Consider the following 16041-nt stretch of genomic DNA (forward strand, 5'->3'; position numbering starts at 1 on the left):
GAAGCCGGGCTCAGGCCCGGCTTTTTCGTTTTTGCTCACGCGCTTGGGCGAATTTCGCCAATATGCGTCCTTACCCGGCCCTTTTGCTTGGGAGGCGCTCGAAAAACCGGGCTCGCGCGCCGATTTGAGGCAAGTGGGCTCCCGAGCTGCAAGAGAGAAACGCAATGTCGAAACAGGTGGCGAACATCCTTTACTATGTCGGCATCCTGGTCGCCGCGCCCTTCGTCCTCCTCATAGGCGCGTCGATCATGCGGATCGCGTCCGAAGGTTTCGAGGCCAAATATGTCAGCTCAACCTTCCTCGGGATTGTCGGCGCCGTCTTTTCCTATTCGGTCGGCTATTTGCTCCGCCACTTGCTGACGCAAGAAAATCGGTGACGCCTCTCGAACCGACGGCCGAATCCGGCGCGACGCGTCCCGCCCACGCCGCGGCGACGTCAAGCGTCATTGGCCAGATCGTTGAATTTTTCTATTGTCGTCCCAAACAACCGTCCTGGATTTGAGCATGCGCGCATCCTTTCTTCCCCTCGCTTTCGTTCTCCTGTCCCCCGCTTTCGCCGCCGAGCCGCAAATCATCGGCGAGAAGAACGGCAAGGACATCGTCACCGTGCGCGCGCCCGAGGCGGCGACCTCGAAGCAGGCCCTGCCCTTCTTCCCCGGCATTTCCAACAGAAACGCCGGCGCGAAGAATCTTTCGCTGTTGAAAGTGGTCATTCCGCCAGGCGGTTCGGCGCAGGCGCATGTGCACAAAGGCTATGAGTCCGCCATTTACCTGCTGCAAGGCTCGGTGGAGACAAGATATGGCGAGCATCTCGAAAAGAGCGTGGTGAATGTCGCGGGCGACTTCATTTACATCCCCGCCGACGTGCCGCATCAGCCGACCAATCTGAGCAGGACCGAGCCCGCCGTCGCCATCGTCGCGCGCAATGACGGGGACGAGCAGGAGCATGTAATCCTCTTGCCGAAGAAGTAGCGGCCTGCCGCGCTTCATTTGTGCGCGCAGGAACGTCTTGCGCCGCGCAACGCTCACGCTAGTTGACGTTGGTCCGCATCTGCGAGGAGTTCGATTGATGCTGAGCTTTCTGCGCGCCCCCACCGTCGCGCCGATCCTTCTGTTGTGCGCCTCCAATCTCTTCATGACAGCGGCATGGTACGGCCACCTCAAACTTCCGCGCCTGACCATGCCGCAGGCGATCATGATGGGCTGGCTGATCGCCTTCGTGGAATATTGTCTCGCCGTGCCGGCGAACCGCATCGGCTACGGCGCCTATTCGGCCGCGCAATTGAAGACGATTCAGGAGGTGATTACGCTGGTCATCTTCACGGGCTTTTCCTTCTTCGTGCTGGGCGAGGCGCCGAGCTGGCGCACCTTGCTGGGCTTCAGCCTCATCGCCGCCGGCGCCTTTTTCATTTTCCAGTCGAAGTGAGTTCGCCGAGCCGCCCCCGCGCCGCTTCCGCCAGGGCGGCGCCCACGACGCCGAGTCCCGCCATAAGCAGGAAGAAATTGACGCGCGTCATGCTCGACCAGAATCCGCCCAACCATCCCGCCAACAGATTGCCGAGGAACATCGACGTGAACCACGCCCCCATCAGTGCGGATCGCGACCCTTCCGGCGCGAGATGCGAGACGAGCGAGAGCGCGATCGGCGAGAAATACAGCTCCGAGATCGTGATCAGGACGAAATAGACGAGGAGCCAAAGCCAGTTCGCCTTCTCGCCGCCCTGCAGCGCGGCGAGCGCCATCACGCCGTAGCTCAAAGCGACGCCAAGGCAGCCGAGCGACATCTTGCTCAAGGTCGAGGGCTCCCGGCCTTTCCCGGCAAGTCGCGCCCAGAAGGCGACGAGCGGCGGCGTAAAGAGGAAGATCATCAGAGGATTGAACGCCTGAAACCAGGTCACGGGGATTTCGGCGCGCCATCCGAGGAGATCGACGTTGCGATCGGTGAATTGCGCCGCCCAGAGCGCAATCGTATTGCCCTGCTGCTCGAAAGCGGCCCAGAACAGCATCGAGGATGGGAAGAGCAGCAGAATGCTCAAAAGCGCACGGCGCAGGGGCGCGCTTTCCCGAGGCGCCGCCGGCTCCTTGCGCGCCGGCAACCAAGCGCGTCCTGTCAGGTAGACGGCCAGGCCGATGGCCATGCCGACGCCCGCGGCGGCGAAGCCGTAACGCCAGCCGACCGTCTCGCCGAGAGTCCCGCAAACGAGCGGCGCGAGAAAGGCGCCGATATTGATGCCGACGTAAAAGATCGAATAAGCGCGATCGCGCCGCGCATCGTCCGGTGCGTAAAGCTCGCCGACCTGCGTCGTGATGTTGGGCTTGAAGGCCCCGCAGCCGACAGCGATGAGCAGCAGCGCGATCAGAAAGAGCCGCTCGTCCGCCATCATGAAATGGCCCGCGACCATCATCGCCGCGCCGAGCGCGATGGTTCGCGTGCGCCCGAGAAGCCGGTCGGCCGCCAGTCCGCCAAGGATCGGCGTGAGATAAACGAGCCCCGTGTAAATGCCGTAAAGCTGCGACGCCAAAGGCTGCGGCCCCAGCGGGCCGAAGACCGCTTCGAGCGCCTGTTTCAAACCCGCGAGACCGAACGCCGCATTCAGCCGCTCCGGCTTCAGAAGATACTCGACCATATAGAGCACCAGCAGCGCGCGCATGCCGTAATAGGAGAAGCGCTCCCATAGCTCCGAGCCGAAGAGAAAAGCGAGCCCGCGCGGGTGGCCGAGAAAGCCGTTGGGCTTGAGCATGTTTGTCGTGAATTCCTGTGACGGCGCCGCAGACGCGCGCGGCGAAAGGTAAAGATGTCCCGAGGGAGCGGCAAGGCTGGCGCTTGGCGAAGGAGAGACGGCGCGCCGCCAAATCATCAATCCATCGACCGCATTGGAACACAATGAAGGACTAGTTTTGCATAACGATACACAAGTTCTTGGCGTATCTAGAACAGTATTTACGACACAACCAGCGCAATTTCGCGACAAATCTTTGCAAATGCTTCAAATATGGATCAAAAACATGCTTTGATCACATTGAGAGGCAAAAAAACGCTGCACCTCCGAGCTCGGCTCCAAGCGCGAGATCTCAACGAAAGGACAGCAAACATGAAGAGAGTTTCTCTCCTCGTCGCGGCCTCGCTCGCCGCCGTCGGCTCCGCCTTCGCCGCCGACCTTCCCTCGCGCAAGGCGCCGCCCGCGCCCTACATGCCGCCGCCCCCGCCTCCGCCGCCAATGTGGACGGGGTTTTACGGCGGGTTGAACGTGGGCGGCGGCTGGTCGGCCAATCGCATCAACCCCGCCAGCACGGCGCTTTATGTGAGCCCGGTCACAGGGACCGTCTACGCTCTTCCCGGCGGCGCCTGGGGCGGCGGCAACGCCGGCGGCGTCGTCGGCGGCGGCCAGCTTGGCTACAATTACCAATTCGGCTCGAGCTTCCTCGTCGGCGTCGAAACCGACTTCCAGGGCACGAGCATGCGCTCCGGGAGGAACAATAACTGGGCCGTCTATCCCGACCCGCTGGTCGCCGGCGGCTTCCTGACGCCGCTCTCGCCCGCCGGCAATCGCGGCTTCGCGCTGGACTGGTTCGGCACGGTGCGCGGCCGCGCGGGCTGGCTCGTCGCCCCGACGCTGCTCGCCTATGGCACGGGCGGCTTCGCCTATGGCGACGTCTCCGGCGGCTTTTGGAACGGCGCGCGCACGCGAGTCGGTTGGACCGCCGGCGGCGGCCTCGAATGGCTGTTCGTGCCCAACTGGTCCGCGAAAACGGAATATCTGTTCACTGATCTCGGCAACGGCGGCGCGCAAGGGCCTTTGAGCTGGAACTGGGGCTCCCGCCTTCACCCGCAGTTCCACACCGTGCGCGCAGGCGTGAACTACCACTTCAACTTCGGCGGCGCGGCGCCGCTGCTCGCGAATTTCTAAGGCGGCCTACGCCTCGATCGGCGCCTCTCGTGCCTGGAGACCGGGCATGGGGGGCTCCATCAAATCGCCGCCCCCTGGCGCTCGGCCGAATCCCGGGCCCCGGCCGAGAGCGTTCCTCGTCAGAAGACGCCCGCTTCCAGCCCGGCCGCCATCAGCATCCCCAGATCCCGGCATTCGCCGACGAAATCCTCGCGCCATTCGCCGCGACAGATGAGCGGCTCTCCTATCGCCCGCCAGCGCAGACCCGTCACGATCCGCTCGACGCCAAGTCGCGTCCCTGTCCCGTCGCTGCCGGCGCGAATGCAAAGCGCGTAGGGCAAACCCTGCGTGCGCTCCAGGCAGGGATAATAGCAGCGGTCGAAAAAGTCCTTCACCGCGCCGCTCATATAGCCGAGGTTTTCGGGCGTCAGCAGGATGACGCCGTCCGCCGCCATCACGTCTTCGGACCGCGCCTCGAACGCGCCGAGCGTCTGTGTCTCGACGCCCTCGATCTCGGCCGCGCGCGCGCCCTCCAGCAAGGCGGCGCACATGCGCCGCAAATTGGCCGAAGGCGCATGCGCCACGATCAGAAGGCGTTTCAATGTCACTTCGGCGAAATCACTTTGGATGGAACTCCGGCACACCGACGGCGCCCGTCGCCACGGCGGCCGCGACGACCGCGCACATGAGCATCGACCCGCTGAAGGCGAGGACGGAAACCACCGAGGCCTGGTAGAGCGAATCCGTCAGTTTTACGCCGTAATATTTCACCGCGTCCCTTAACGATGGTCCCGTCATGGCGACCTCCCAGGCTCTCGAATGCGCCACAGGGCGCGCTCTCTAAGAGAACTATCGCGTCGCCCGGGCGCCGCCAGTGCGCCGGTCTGGCTGTTCGCGATCCGGCTTCCGGACCGCCCGCGCGCTGATGTGGCGGCCGTCTGTTGACAAGGCGTCATGCAGCCATCATCCAAGCCGCGCAAAACGCGCCACGCCCTTCAGGATCGTCTCTCATGGTCATGAAAATCTTCATCGACGGCGAGGCCGGCACCACCGGCCTCGAAATCCGCGAGCGGCTCGCGGGCCGCGCCGATATCGAAATCGTCGCCATCCCGGCCGAGAAGCGCAAGGACGTGGAGACGAAGCGCGACATCCTCGCCTCGGTCAACCTCGCCATTCTCTGCCTGCCGGACGACGCCGCCAAGGAGACGGTCGCGCTTTGCGACGCGCTCGGCGACAAAGCCCCGCGCCTTCTCGACGCCTCGACCGCGCATCGCGTTGCGCCTGGCTGGGTTTACGGGTTTCCCGAGCTTTGCGCAGGCCAGGCGGAAGCCGTCGCCAAAGCCGCGCGCGTCGCCAATGTGGGCTGCTACGCCACGGGCTCCATCGCCCTGCTCCGCCCGCTCGTCGACGCGGGGCTGATCCAGCCCGACCAGCCGCTCGCCATCAACGCCGTCTCAGGCTATTCCGGCGGCGGGCGGCAGATGATCGAGTCTTACGAGAAAGGCGAAGCGCCGGCCTTCGAGCTTTACGCACTCGGCCTTGAGCACAAGCATCTGGCCGAGATCATGGCCTATTCTAGGCTCACGGCGCGGCCGCTCTTCGTGCCGTCGGTCGGCAATTTCCGGCAGGGCATGTTGGTCTCTGTCCCGCTGGCGCTCGACACCCTGCCCGGCAAGCCCGAGGCCGCCGATTTCGAGGCCGCCTATCGGCGCCATTACGCCGGAGCGCATCATGTGCGCCTGACGCAGCCGCCCAAGAGCGGGCGTCTCGACGCGCTCGCGCTCAACGGCACGGACGACATGGAGGTCTTCGTCTTCGCGAACGAGGCCCGCCGCCATGCCGTGCTCGTCGCGCGGCTCGACAATCTCGGCAAAGGCGCGTCGGGAGCGGCGGTGCAAAATTTGGATTTGATGATAGGGGCGTAATTCGGGGGAGAGGGTTGAGGCGAGGGGCGGAGCGACATGCGATCCGCTCGGCGTTTTCCGAGCAAAACCTACTCCGTATAAGCCATTGCCCCGGCCGGCAGCTTCTGCGCCACGTCCTCATAGCGCGTGGTGCGCTTTTCCATCATCGACTCGAAGGCGTCGTGGACCTGGGCGACGGTCTTCTCGCGCATCTTGCGGCCCGTAGCCTCATAGAAAATCGGGCGATTGGCGCGGGCGGGCTTGGGCAGCAGCGCTGCGGCCGACATGTTGGGCGCCGAGACGAGCGCGTTCATGAAACGCTCGGCGTCTTCAGGCCCCAGAAAGTGGATGAGATAGGTCTCTCCCGCGGTCAGGGGACGGCCGATCTTCTCGGAGATCTTCGAACTGTCCTTCTTGAGCATTTCCGCCGCCAGCGCGGCGGACAGATAGGGATCGTTGCGCAGGCTGAGAATCCGCGCCTTTTTCTGCGGGGCGACGGCGCCGATGGCGCTCGAGGCGTCTGCGATGGCGTTCGCCTCTTCCTCACGGCCGTAGAGATGGCCGAAATCCCTCACCGCCTTGAACCACGTCTTTTCGACGAACTGGAAGAGGCCGCTCGCCGAAGAGGTGCGCGCCTTGGCGGTCGTCGAGAAATTCGATTCCTTGTCCGCGATCGCCATGAGCAGCGCCGGGTCCATCTCCGTCTTGTTCGCGGCCTGAACGACACGCTCGACAATGGACTGGCGGACCTTCACGGAGCCGAAGCGCATCACGCCCGGCGCATCGCCGGCTTCCTCGCCCTTGTCGGCGTCCTTGCCGAGCCGGTGGGACCAGGTCAGCGCCGCCTGATCGAGAGAGAAGTCGCTGTCGAGCGCGGTCTCATCCTCGCTGCGGGTCAACTGCATGAAGGGGGTCGCGGGCGCGCGAGCCTTGGATATCCGGGTAAGTCTCTCGTGAGGGATTTCGTCCCTCTTCGCGGTCAAGCTCAGGGCCGCGAGCGCCGACAGCACCGCGCCAACGCAGAAGGTCCGGAGCAGAATGTGGAAGGAGCGGTCCGCGCGGATCAACGCGAAACGGTCGCCCAAACTCAGTCGATGCGCGGACTCGGTGTTGGACAGCGTGAAACCCGTCATTCTTCGCGTTGAACTCCCTCGCTCCGCACACCGCGGCTCGATTGAAAGCTAGAGGGAATGAAGGGCGAAAGAGCGACGGGCCGCGTCACGCGCGCGCCACATTCCAGGGCGCGGCCGGCCGGGCCAAACATCTGGAAAATCAATAATCCATGCATGCAGGCGACCGGGCGGGGCGCGCCCGGCCACATTTAGGCCATGAGCTTCGCGGGGACGTCCCCTAGAACGAAACCTTGGCGAGCAGGCTCTGGATCAGGTGGTAATCCGGGCCGGCGACGGGCGTGGTGCGCGACAGGAAGTCGACCGGCTTCCCGTCCTCCATCCCGTAATCGGCGACTCGCGTCACTTTGCGCGACTTGTCGAAATAGACGGCAAGGACGTGCTGGTCCGTGATGTTCTGCGGCATGAAGGCCATGGCGCGTTCCAGCCGCTGACTGACGTAATACCAGGCGTCGCCGCCGATCGTGGAAGTCGTGGACGGCGTGCCGAGCGTTTGCATCACTTGAGGCGCCGCCATGCCCGGCTTCACCTGCGCGACCTTGCGCGCGTCGAGCACCGCGCCTCGATTGATGACGCCTTCATAGCCAAGGCAACCCGAGAGGGATAAAGCAACGCCGGCAATCGCGGCGATCTTCAAGGTCGTCGCGCCGAAAAAGCTCTTGGAAACACCGCGCAAGCCCAGCCCCGCCATCTTGATCTCCAACCCCGATCTCCGCCAAACGCGCCGGAGGCGAAAGCGCCCGCCCGGCTTTTCGCATAACAATACGGCTTCGCTATCCTTCAATTGCAGCGAAAGCAAGCCGGTCGTGGCTGAGCGCGAGACCGGAAGGTGGCGCGAGCGCTTCGGGCTGCGTATCTAGAGACGTGTGCGCGGGGCGCGAAAAGGAGAGGGTGAGATGATCGACGAAACGCTTGGCCGCAACGCGGCGCTCTCCGCAGCTCAGCCTTTGTCCCGACCGCTGACCATAACTGAAGTCCCGTCGGAGGGGCTGGAGGCGGAGATCGTCGCCACCGAAGGCGAACGCGCGGCGCTGGCGGAAATGAACGATATTCCCGCCGTCCTGTCGCTGACGGCGACGCTGCGCGCGCGGCGCTGGCGCGGCGAGGGATTGGAGGTGACCGGCGAGCTGCGCGCCCGCGTGCGCCAGACCTGCGTCGTCACGCTCGAGGAATTCGAGTCCGACGTCGTCGAACCGATCGACCTGCGCTTCGCTCCGCCGCAGCAGGCGCCCCGCCCCCGCTCCCGGCGGCGCGACGCTGAGCCGGAGCCGGCGGAACATGACGCGATGGGCGAGGACCCGCCGGACCCGCTGGTCGGCGGCGCGGTCGATCTCGGCCAGATCGCCTCGGAATTCCTGACCCTCGCGCTGGATCCCTACCCCCGCAGGCCCGGCGCGGAATTTGTCGAGCCGGCGCCCGAGAAAGCGGACGATGCGGTCTCTCCCTTCGCCCGGCTTAGCGCGGCGCGCGACAAGGCTTAAGCCCGCCCTGCACATGCGCCGACGTGGCACTTGCGCGCTCGCCCCGCAAATGGCAATCAGCCGCAAAAGAACGCGAAGCCATGGCGGACGGGCCTGCGGATTTCCGGGCCGCGGTCATAATTCCGCATCCGCTCGCCGGCAGCAGGGGGTTGGCCGCGACGTCGCGACAGAGACGGGGCGCGGTCGGCATTCGGGGGAAACAGAAAGACATGGCGCAGATTGTTCGGATCGCGGTCGACGCGATGGGCGGCGATTTCGGCCCGTCCGTAACGATCCCTGGCTGCGCCGTCACGCTCGAGCGCCGGCCCGAAACCCGCTTCCTGCTCATCGGCGACGAAAAGGCGATCCGCGCCGAGCTCGCGAAACTCCCGCGTCTCTCGGCATGCAGCGAGGTGCGTCATTCCGAAGTCGCCATCCGCATGGATGACAAGCCGAGCCAGGCGCTACGCTACGGTCGCCGCGTCTCCTCGATGTGGATGGCGGTCGAGGCCGTGAAGAAGGGCGAAGCCGACGCCGCCGTCTCCGCCGGCAACACCGGCGCCCTCATGGCGATGGCCAAAATATGCCTGCGCACCATGGCCCGCGTCGAACGCCCCGCCCTCGCCTGCCTCTGGCCCACGCTGCGCGGTCACTCGATCGTGCTGGACGTCGGCGCGTCGATCGGCGCCAACGCCAGCCATCTCGTCGATCTCGCCGTCATGGGCTCGGCCATGGCGCGAATCATACTCGGGCTCGAACGCCCGACCGTCGGTCTGCTCAATGTCGGCACGGAAGAGATCAAGGGCGTCGAGGAAGTGAAGGCCGCCGCCGCCATCCTTCGCGAGTCCAATCTGCCGGGGCTGGAATATGCCGGCTTCGTCGAGGGCGACGGGATCGGCATGGGCGCGGCGGACGTCGTGGTGACGGAGGGCTTCACCGGCAATATCACGCTGAAGACCGCTGAAGGCACGGCGAAGCAGATCGCCGCCTACCTCAAGGCCGCGATGAGCGGCTCCCTTCTCGCCAAGCTTGGCTATCTGCTCGCTCGCGGGGCCTTCGCGGAGCTGAAGGCGAAGATGGACACGCGCTCGATCAATGGCGGCGTGTTCCTGGGACTCGAAGGCGTCGTCATCAAGAGCCATGGCGGCACGGATTCCGTGGGCTTCGCGCGCGCCGTCGAAATTGGCTACGAGATGGCCAAAAGCGACCTTCTCAACCGCATACGCGACACGGTCGCCCTCGCCCACCAGTTCGAAAGCGGCTCCGCCGACCCGACCAACCCGCCGCAGGAAGCCGCTCAGTGACGATCCGGAATCCTCTTTTGCGCTCCGTCGTTCTCGGCGTGGGCTCCTATCTCCCTGCCAAGACGCTGACCAATGACGACCTCGCCAGGATCGTCGACACCAGCGACGACTGGATCTTCCAGCGCACCGGCATACGCGAACGCCATATTGCCGCCGAGGGCGAGACGACCTCGATGCTGGGCGAGAAGGCCGCCCGCGCCGCTCTTGCGGCGGCCGGCCTCATTCCCGACGACGTCGACCTGATCATTGTCGGCACCTCCACGCCGGATTGGACCTTCCCCTCGACAGCCACGCAGATTCAGGCCGCTCTCGGCATCGCCCACGGGGCGGCTTTCGATCTTCAGGCCGTCTGCTCGGGTTTCGTCTACGCTGTCGCGACGGCCGATAAATTCCTGCGCTCGGGCTCCCACAAGCGGGCGCTCGTGATCGGCGCCGAGACCTTCTCTCGCATCATCGACTGGGAAGACCGCACGACTTGCGTGCTCTTCGGCGACGGCGCCGGCGCCATGGTGCTGGAGGCCCGCCCATCCGCCGGCGAAATGGACGAGCGCGGGATTCTGACGACGCATTTGCGTTCGGACGGTCGTCACCGCGCCAAGCTGCATGTCGACGGCGGACCGTCCGCGACGCAGACCGTCGGCCATCTGCGCATGGAAGGCAAAGAGGTTTTCAAGTTCGCGGTCGGTAAAGTCACGGACGTCGTCGATGACGCCTTCAGGGCGACGGGCGTTACGCCTGAACAGTTAAACTGGTTCGTGCCACATCAGGCGAACCGCCGCATTATTGACATGTCCGCTCAAAAGCTCGGCATCGCGCCCGAAAAAGTCGTGGCAACCGTCCATCTCCACGGCAATACTTCGGCGGCGAGCGTGCCTCTGGCGCTCTCCGTCGCTGTGGCGGACGGACGCATCAAGGAAGGCGATCTGGTAATGCTCGAAGCCGTCGGCGGCGGTTTTACCTGGGGCTCGGCTTTAATACGCTGGTAAACGAAAAAGTTTCTGCGAGAACACTTGGCTATAACTTGACTGTAAAGCGCTTCTAAGTTGGCGTAATGTTTCAATATTTTTGATTTCAGCTGAGATTCTCGTCAGTTTTCCTCGAATTTTACAAGTACCGCTTGATTTTTCGATTTAATTCTGAAAAATTCCGACAAAGGTTAGGCTAGCGGCGACCCGGGGCTGGCGGCGCGACGATAGCCGAATGTGGCTGCTCGATGTTCACACACCGATAGGCGACTCATTCCAAGCGGGCGCCGGCCAGGCGGCTGTTTGACGTCGGGTCATCGGGCGGCCTCGTCGGTTTTGTCTATGATTGTGCAAGGGCAGAAATGGCTCAGGGGCAAGTCCTTTCATCCGGCGGCGCAGCAGACGTCGTCGACGACAACCAGAAGACCACCACGCGCGCCGATCTCGCTGAAGCCGTTCATTTGAAGACGGGTCTCGGCCGGACCGAGTCGGCGAAATATGTCGAAATGGTTCTCGAAGAAATCTTCGACTGCATCGTCGCTCGCGAGGAGGTGAAGCTTTCGTCCTTCGGGGCGTTCATCATCCGCGCGAAGAAAGAGCGGCTCGGTCGAAATCCCAAGACCGGCGAAGGCGCGAAGATCACCGCGCGGCTCGTGGTGAGCTTCAAGCCCTCCAACATTCTTCGCGCGAGGATCAACAGCGACGGGTTGACGCTGGGCGACGAATTCGACGAGTTCGACGATCGCCGGGCGAGAAACGGCGACAGGGCGAACGGCAAGAGCCGGTGACGCGCTCGGCGCACGTAGCCGAGAACAATCCCCGGTAAAGGACAATACTCCTCGCCCTTATGCTGCATCCTGAGGAGCGAGCGAAGCTCACGTCTCGAAGGACGAGGAAACCTTCGACCGATCGCCCGGCATGTAGCCGCCGGCCTCTTGACAACTGTTCCCGCCGCATGCGCCAACCGCGCATGGCCAAATCGCGTCCTCTCTTCGTCTGCCAGAATTGCGGCGCCGTGGCGTCCCGATGGCAGGGGCGCTGCGAAGCCTGCGGCGAATGGAACACAATCGTAGAAGAGAGCGACGCCGGGCCGACGGCTGTCCGGGCGACGCGCGGGCGCGCCTTCGAACTGGAAGGTCTCGCCGGCTCGGACAAGCCCGCGGCGCGCGTCGTCACCGGCATCAATGAATTTGATCGCGTCACGGGCGGCGGGTTCGTTCCGGGTTCCGTGCTGCTGCTCGGCGGCGAGCCGGGCATCGGCAAATCAACGCTTCTCATCCAGGCCTGCGCCGCCCTCGCGCGGCGCGGCGCGCGGGTCATATACATTTCAGGCGAGGAGGCGGTGGCGCAAGTGCGCCTTCGCGCCGCCCGGCTCAATCTCGCCGACGCCCCGGTGGAGCTCGCGTCGGCCACGCAGGTGGAGGACATTCTCGCAACCTGCGCGACCGGCAAGCGAGCGGCGCTCATCGTCGTCGACTCGATCCAGACCATGCACACGGAGGTCGCGCCTTCCGCGCCGGGGACGGTGACGCAGGTGCGGGCGAGCGCGCAGGCGCTTCTGCGCCACGCCAAGACGAGCGGCTCGACCGTCATTCTCGTCGGCCACGTCACCAAGGACGGACAAGTCGCCGGGCCGCGCGTCGTCGAGCACATGGTGGACGCCGTTCTCTCCTTCGAAGGCGACGCGGCGCATCACTTCCGCATGCTGCGCGCCTCCAAGAACAGGTTTGGCGCGACGGGCGAGATCGGCGTCTTCGAGATGACCGGGCTCGGCCTTGCCGAAGTCGCCAATCCCTCGGCGATCTTCCTCGCCGGCCGCGACGCCTCGGCGCCCGGCGCCGCGGTCTTCGCGGGAATGGAGGGACAGCGGCCGATGCTGATCGAGATCCAGGCGCTCGTCGCGCCCACGTCGCTCGGCACGCCGCGCCGCGCAGTCGTCGGATTCGATCAAAATCGCCTGTCCATGATTCTCGCGGTTCTGGAGGCGCATGCCGGACTCAAGCTCGGCATGCACGATGTCTATCTCAATGTCGCTGGCGGCGTGCGGGCGGACGAGCCGGCGGGCGATCTCGCGGCGGCGGCCGCGCTCGTGTCGTCCCTGACCGGCGCGGCGCTTCCGGCGGACCAGGCCTTCTTCGGCGAAATCGGCCTCTCCGGAGCCATCCGCCCGGTGATCCACGCCGGCATGCGCCTGCGGGAGGCTGCGAAGCTGGGATTTCACCAGGCCGTTCTCGCGCAGGGCCAGCAGATCAGCGCCGACGAAAGGCGGGCGGGACTCGCGCTGCGGCCTTGCGCAGACGTGGCCCAGCTCGTCGCGACCATCGCGCAGAGCGCGCCGCGCGCGGGAGGAAGTCGCTGAATTTAACCTTCCTACTTTCCGCGGGCCGTTCAATTGCGCTAGAAGCAAGGCCGTCGCAAATCGCCGGGGCCACGGCCCTGCCGCCATTCGAGGTCCGGGAGCGACGACGCTTTCGAGTAAGACTGTCGCAGTTGGCGCGCCACTGGGAATGCTTTGGCGCCGGCTGTAAAGCTTTCTTCGAGATTTCAAGCGTCAGGACGAAAGGAAGAGGACTGCGATGCCGTCTTATCTTGATCTGGCAGTGATTACGATCGTTCTGGTCTCCGGCATGCTCGCTCTCCTGCGCGGCTTCACGCGCGAAGTGCTGGCGATCCTCTCCTGGGTGGCGGCGGCCCTTGCGGCCTATTACCTCCACCCGATGGCGCTGCCCTACGTGAAGCCCTATATCCCGAAGGACGAACTCGCTCTGGCGGCGGCCGTCGCGGCCGTCTTCTTCATCGCGCTGGTTCTGGTGTCGCTGATTACGGTGAAGCTTTCGGACGTCATCCTCGATTCGAAGATCGGCGCTCTGGACCGGTCGCTCGGCTTCGTCTTCGGCGCCGTGCGCGGGGCGTTGCTGGCGGTGGTCGCCTTCGTGTTCTACGGCTGGCTCGTGCCGGATCCGAACCAGCCCGAATGGATCCGCAACGCCCGCGCCAAGCCGTTGCTGCAGGCGGGCGGAGACAAGCTGCGGGAGCTTCTGCCCGACGACATTGACGCCATCGTCGCGAAGATCAAAGCCAAGAAGGGCGGCGCGCCCGTCGAGGAGACGCCCCCCGCCGAAGCCGTGCCGGAGAAGGCCGAAGCGCCTGCGGAAGGCGGCGAAAAGCAGTGATGCGCCGACGCGGCGACGGGGCGGGAGCGCTTGCAGGCGCCTCCGCCGACTGGCAAAGTTAATGGTTACAGCGCGTAGGCGAGCGCGTCCACAGTACGGGAGACAATGGAATGACCGAGTCGACGTTTAACGACCAATCCATTGCCGGCCCGATCGAAACCACCGACGATCTCGACGGCGATCGCCTGCGCGAATATTGCGGCGTCTTCGGCGTCTTCGATCTGCCCGACGCGGCAGCGATCACGGCTCTCGGCCTCCACGCGCTCCAGCATCGCGGCCAGGAGGCGGCGGGCATCGTCTCCTATGACGCCGGACGTTTCCACGGCGAGCGTCGCCTCGGCCTCGTCGGCGACCATTTCTCCAAGGAAAGCACGATCAAGCGCCTGCCCGGCGCGGCGGCGATCGGCCACGTCCGCTACGCCACGACCGGCGAGACGATGCTGCGCAACGTGCAGCCGCTCTTCGCCGAACTCAACACCGGCGGCTTCGCCGTCGCGCATAATGGCAATCTGACCAACGCCCAGGCGCTGCGCCGCGAGCTGATCATGGAAGGCTCGATCTTCCAGTCGACCTCCGACACCGAGACGATCCTGCATCTCGTCGCCCGCAGCCGCCGCGCCCGCGTCGTCGATCGCTTTATCGAGGCGCTGCGGCGGCTCGAAGGCGCCTATTCGCTCGTGGTCCTTTCCGACGAACTGCTGATCGGCGCGCGCGATCCGCTCGGCATCCGCCCGCTCGTCCTCGGCGAGCTCGACGGCAGATACATCATCGCCTCGGAAACCTGCGCGCTCGACATCATCGGCGCGCGTTTCGTGCGCGACATCGAGAATGGCGAGATCGTCGTCATCTCAAAGGAAGGGCTCGAAAGCATCATGCCCTTCACGCCCCAGGCGCCCCGTCCCTGCATCTTCGAATATATTTATTTCGCGCGTCCCGACTCCATCGTGCATGGCCGGCCCGTCTATCAGGTCCGCAAGGCCATGGGCCGCGAGCTCGCGCGCGAGCAGAACATCGCCGCCGACGTCGTCGTGCCGGTGCCGGACTCGGGCGTCCCGGCGGCGCTGGGCTATTCGCAGCAGTCGGGCATTCCCTTCGAGCTCGGCATCATCCGCAACCATTATGTCGGCCGCACCTTCATCCAGCCGACGCAATCCGTGCGTGAGATCGGCGTGCGCATGAAGCACAGCGCCAATCGCTGCGTGGTGGAAGGCAAGCGCGTCATTCTGATCGACGACTCCATCGTGCGCGGGACGACCTCGGTGAAGATCGTGCAGATGATGCGCGACGCCGGCGCGACGGAAGTTCACTTCCTGATCTCCTCCCCGCCGATCACCCACCCGGATTATTATGGCATCGACACGCCGCAGAAGGAGAAGCTCCTCGCCGCGACCCACTCGCTCGAGGAAATGCGCGCCTATGTCGGCTGCGACTCCCTCGCCTTCCTCTCCGTCGACGGCATCTATCGCGCAATGGGCTATGCGGGTCGCGACGACGCCCGCCCGCAGTTCACCGACCACTGCTTCACCGGCGACTATCCGACCTCGCTCACCGATCTCGTGGAGGAAAACCGGGCGCAACTGTCGCTGCTGGCGGAAGCGAGCTGAGCACGGCGTTACTTTCGCGGGCGCGGCGTCTTATATGAGGATTGTGGTAGAAGGATTCATGCCAGAACCCGCCGTGAAACGAATGAACGCCCCAGAGTTCCTTTACTGGGCGGAGAGCCAGGAGAGCGGGCGCTACGAGCTCGTGCGCGGTGAGACTATCGCCATGGCGCCTGAGCGGGCGGAGCATGGGCGCGTCAAAGCAAGGGTCTGGCGAGCGCTATCGGACGCCATAGATCGTACGGCGTCGCCATGCGAAGCTTTTGTCGACAGTCTCGGCGTCGCTATTGATGAATTCACCGTATATCAGCCAGACGCCTTAGTGAATTGTGGGGCGGCGATTCCGCCGGACGCCTTATTGGCGCCAGCGCCCACGGTGATCGTAGAGGTTATCTCGCCCTCCTCACGCCGTCTCGACACCAACGCAAAGCTTGCCGATTATTTCCGCGTCGCCAGCGTGCGCCACTATCTGGTCATCGACTGCATCCGGCGTTTGGTCATCCATTACAGCCGCCAGGACGATAGGATCGCCGTCGCCTTCGTCAAGGAAGGAACGATTGTCCTGGACCAGCCCGCGCTCTCGATCCAGGTCGCCGATATCTTCCCCTAACGGATGT

Annotated in this window: 18 protein-coding genes; 13 read left to right on the plus strand and 5 right to left on the minus strand. The window is 64.7% G+C overall.

The annotated features are described in order from the left end of the window. The first annotated feature begins 164 nt into the window (after positions 1 to 164). The 3 genes from ACNHKD_RS13205 (at position 165) to ACNHKD_RS13215 (ending at position 1426) form a co-directional block, all read left to right on the plus strand. Positions 165 to 377 (plus strand): hypothetical protein, encoded by a 213-nt coding sequence (locus ACNHKD_RS13205; protein ID WP_442753948.1) that lies wholly within the window; start codon positions 165 to 167, stop codon positions 375 to 377. A gap of 127 nt (positions 378 to 504) precedes the next feature. Beyond that, entirely contained in the window at positions 505 to 972 is a 468-nt protein-coding gene (locus ACNHKD_RS13210; RefSeq protein WP_442753949.1) for a cupin domain-containing protein, read from the plus strand. Positions 973 to 1072: 100 nt separating this feature from the next. Continuing rightward, positions 1073 to 1426, plus strand: coding sequence for a DMT family protein (locus ACNHKD_RS13215; protein ID WP_442756896.1), 354 nt, complete (start codon positions 1073 to 1075; stop codon positions 1424 to 1426). On the opposite strand, the gene ACNHKD_RS13220 is transcribed toward ACNHKD_RS13215, so the two are convergent. After that, positions 1407 to 2741 carry a peptide MFS transporter gene (locus ACNHKD_RS13220; RefSeq protein ID WP_442753950.1) on the minus strand — a complete coding sequence of 445 codons (1335 nt, stop codon included), beginning with the start codon at positions 2739 to 2741 and terminating at the stop codon, positions 1407 to 1409. The genes ACNHKD_RS13215 and ACNHKD_RS13220 overlap by 20 nt on opposite strands. Positions 2742 to 3092: 351 nt before the next feature. Between ACNHKD_RS13220 and ACNHKD_RS13225 the strand changes: the two genes are divergently transcribed. Continuing rightward, a complete protein-coding gene (locus ACNHKD_RS13225) occupies positions 3093 to 3908 on the plus strand; it encodes an outer membrane protein (protein WP_442753951.1) in 816 nt (271 codons plus the stop codon). 119 nt (positions 3909 to 4027) lie between these two features. On the opposite strand, the gene ACNHKD_RS13230 is transcribed toward ACNHKD_RS13225, so the two are convergent. Then, entirely contained in the window at positions 4028 to 4495 is a 468-nt protein-coding gene (locus ACNHKD_RS13230; RefSeq protein ID WP_442753952.1) for a flavodoxin family protein, read from the minus strand. 10 nt (positions 4496 to 4505) lie between these two features. After that, the gene (locus ACNHKD_RS13235) at positions 4506 to 4685 is read right to left on the minus strand and encodes a hypothetical protein (RefSeq protein ID WP_442753953.1); all 180 of its coding nucleotides are present in this window, start codon (positions 4683 to 4685) and stop codon (positions 4506 to 4508) included. Between the two features lie 212 nt (positions 4686 to 4897). Here ACNHKD_RS13235 and argC point away from each other — a divergent pair, with 212 nt between their 5' ends. Beyond that, positions 4898 to 5812, plus strand: a complete 915-nt coding sequence (gene argC, locus ACNHKD_RS13240; protein WP_442753954.1) for an N-acetyl-gamma-glutamyl-phosphate reductase — start codon at positions 4898 to 4900, stop codon at positions 5810 to 5812. 68 nt (positions 5813 to 5880) lie between these two features. On the opposite strand, the gene ACNHKD_RS13245 is transcribed toward argC, so the two are convergent. Both ACNHKD_RS13245 and ACNHKD_RS13250 read right to left on the minus strand, forming a co-directional pair. Next, positions 5881 to 6924: a transglycosylase SLT domain-containing protein gene (locus tag ACNHKD_RS13245; protein ID WP_442753955.1), complete on the minus strand. Its 1044-nt coding sequence runs from the start codon at positions 6922 to 6924 to the stop codon at positions 5881 to 5883. Between the two features lie 217 nt (positions 6925 to 7141). Further along, the gene (locus ACNHKD_RS13250; protein WP_442753956.1) at positions 7142 to 7612 is read right to left on the minus strand and encodes an outer membrane protein assembly factor BamE; all 471 of its coding nucleotides are present in this window, start codon (positions 7610 to 7612) and stop codon (positions 7142 to 7144) included. 205 nt (positions 7613 to 7817) lie between these two features. On the opposite strand from ACNHKD_RS13250, the gene ACNHKD_RS13255 reads away from it, so the two are divergent. From ACNHKD_RS13255 to ACNHKD_RS13290, 8 genes are all read left to right on the plus strand, one after another. After that, a complete protein-coding gene (locus tag ACNHKD_RS13255) occupies positions 7818 to 8402 on the plus strand; it encodes a YceD family protein (protein WP_442753957.1) in 585 nt (194 codons plus the stop codon). Positions 8403 to 8611: 209 nt separating this feature from the next. Further along, complete coding sequence (gene plsX, locus ACNHKD_RS13260) at positions 8612 to 9685, plus strand: phosphate acyltransferase PlsX (protein ID WP_442753958.1); 1074 nt, start codon at positions 8612 to 8614, stop codon at positions 9683 to 9685. Beyond that, positions 9682 to 10671, plus strand: a complete 990-nt coding sequence (locus ACNHKD_RS13265) for a beta-ketoacyl-ACP synthase III (protein WP_442753959.1) — start codon at positions 9682 to 9684, stop codon at positions 10669 to 10671. Before plsX ends, ACNHKD_RS13265 begins: the two co-directional genes overlap by 4 nt. Positions 10672 to 11012: 341 nt before the next feature. Continuing rightward, on the plus strand, positions 11013 to 11438 hold the full coding sequence (locus ACNHKD_RS13270; protein ID WP_442753960.1) for an integration host factor subunit alpha: 426 nt from the start codon (positions 11013 to 11015) through the stop codon (positions 11436 to 11438). A 182-nt stretch (positions 11439 to 11620) separates the two neighbouring features. Then, a complete protein-coding gene (gene radA / locus ACNHKD_RS13275; RefSeq protein ID WP_442753961.1) occupies positions 11621 to 13009 on the plus strand; it encodes a DNA repair protein RadA in 1389 nt (462 codons plus the stop codon). Positions 13010 to 13226: 217 nt separating this feature from the next. Further along, positions 13227 to 13823: a CvpA family protein gene (locus ACNHKD_RS13280; RefSeq protein WP_442753962.1), complete on the plus strand. Its 597-nt coding sequence runs from the start codon at positions 13227 to 13229 to the stop codon at positions 13821 to 13823. Positions 13824 to 13933: 110 nt separating this feature from the next. Then, positions 13934 to 15427: an amidophosphoribosyltransferase gene (gene purF, locus ACNHKD_RS13285; protein WP_442753963.1), complete on the plus strand. Its 1494-nt coding sequence runs from the start codon at positions 13934 to 13936 to the stop codon at positions 15425 to 15427. A 58-nt stretch (positions 15428 to 15485) separates the two neighbouring features. Beyond that, positions 15486 to 16034: a Uma2 family endonuclease gene (locus ACNHKD_RS13290; protein WP_442753964.1), complete on the plus strand. Its 549-nt coding sequence runs from the start codon at positions 15486 to 15488 to the stop codon at positions 16032 to 16034. Positions 16035 to 16041: the final 7 nt, after the last annotated feature.

It is taken from the genome of Methylocystis sp. JAN1 (genome assembly GCF_052186135.1).
Lineage (GTDB): Bacteria > Pseudomonadota > Alphaproteobacteria > Rhizobiales > Beijerinckiaceae > Methylocystis.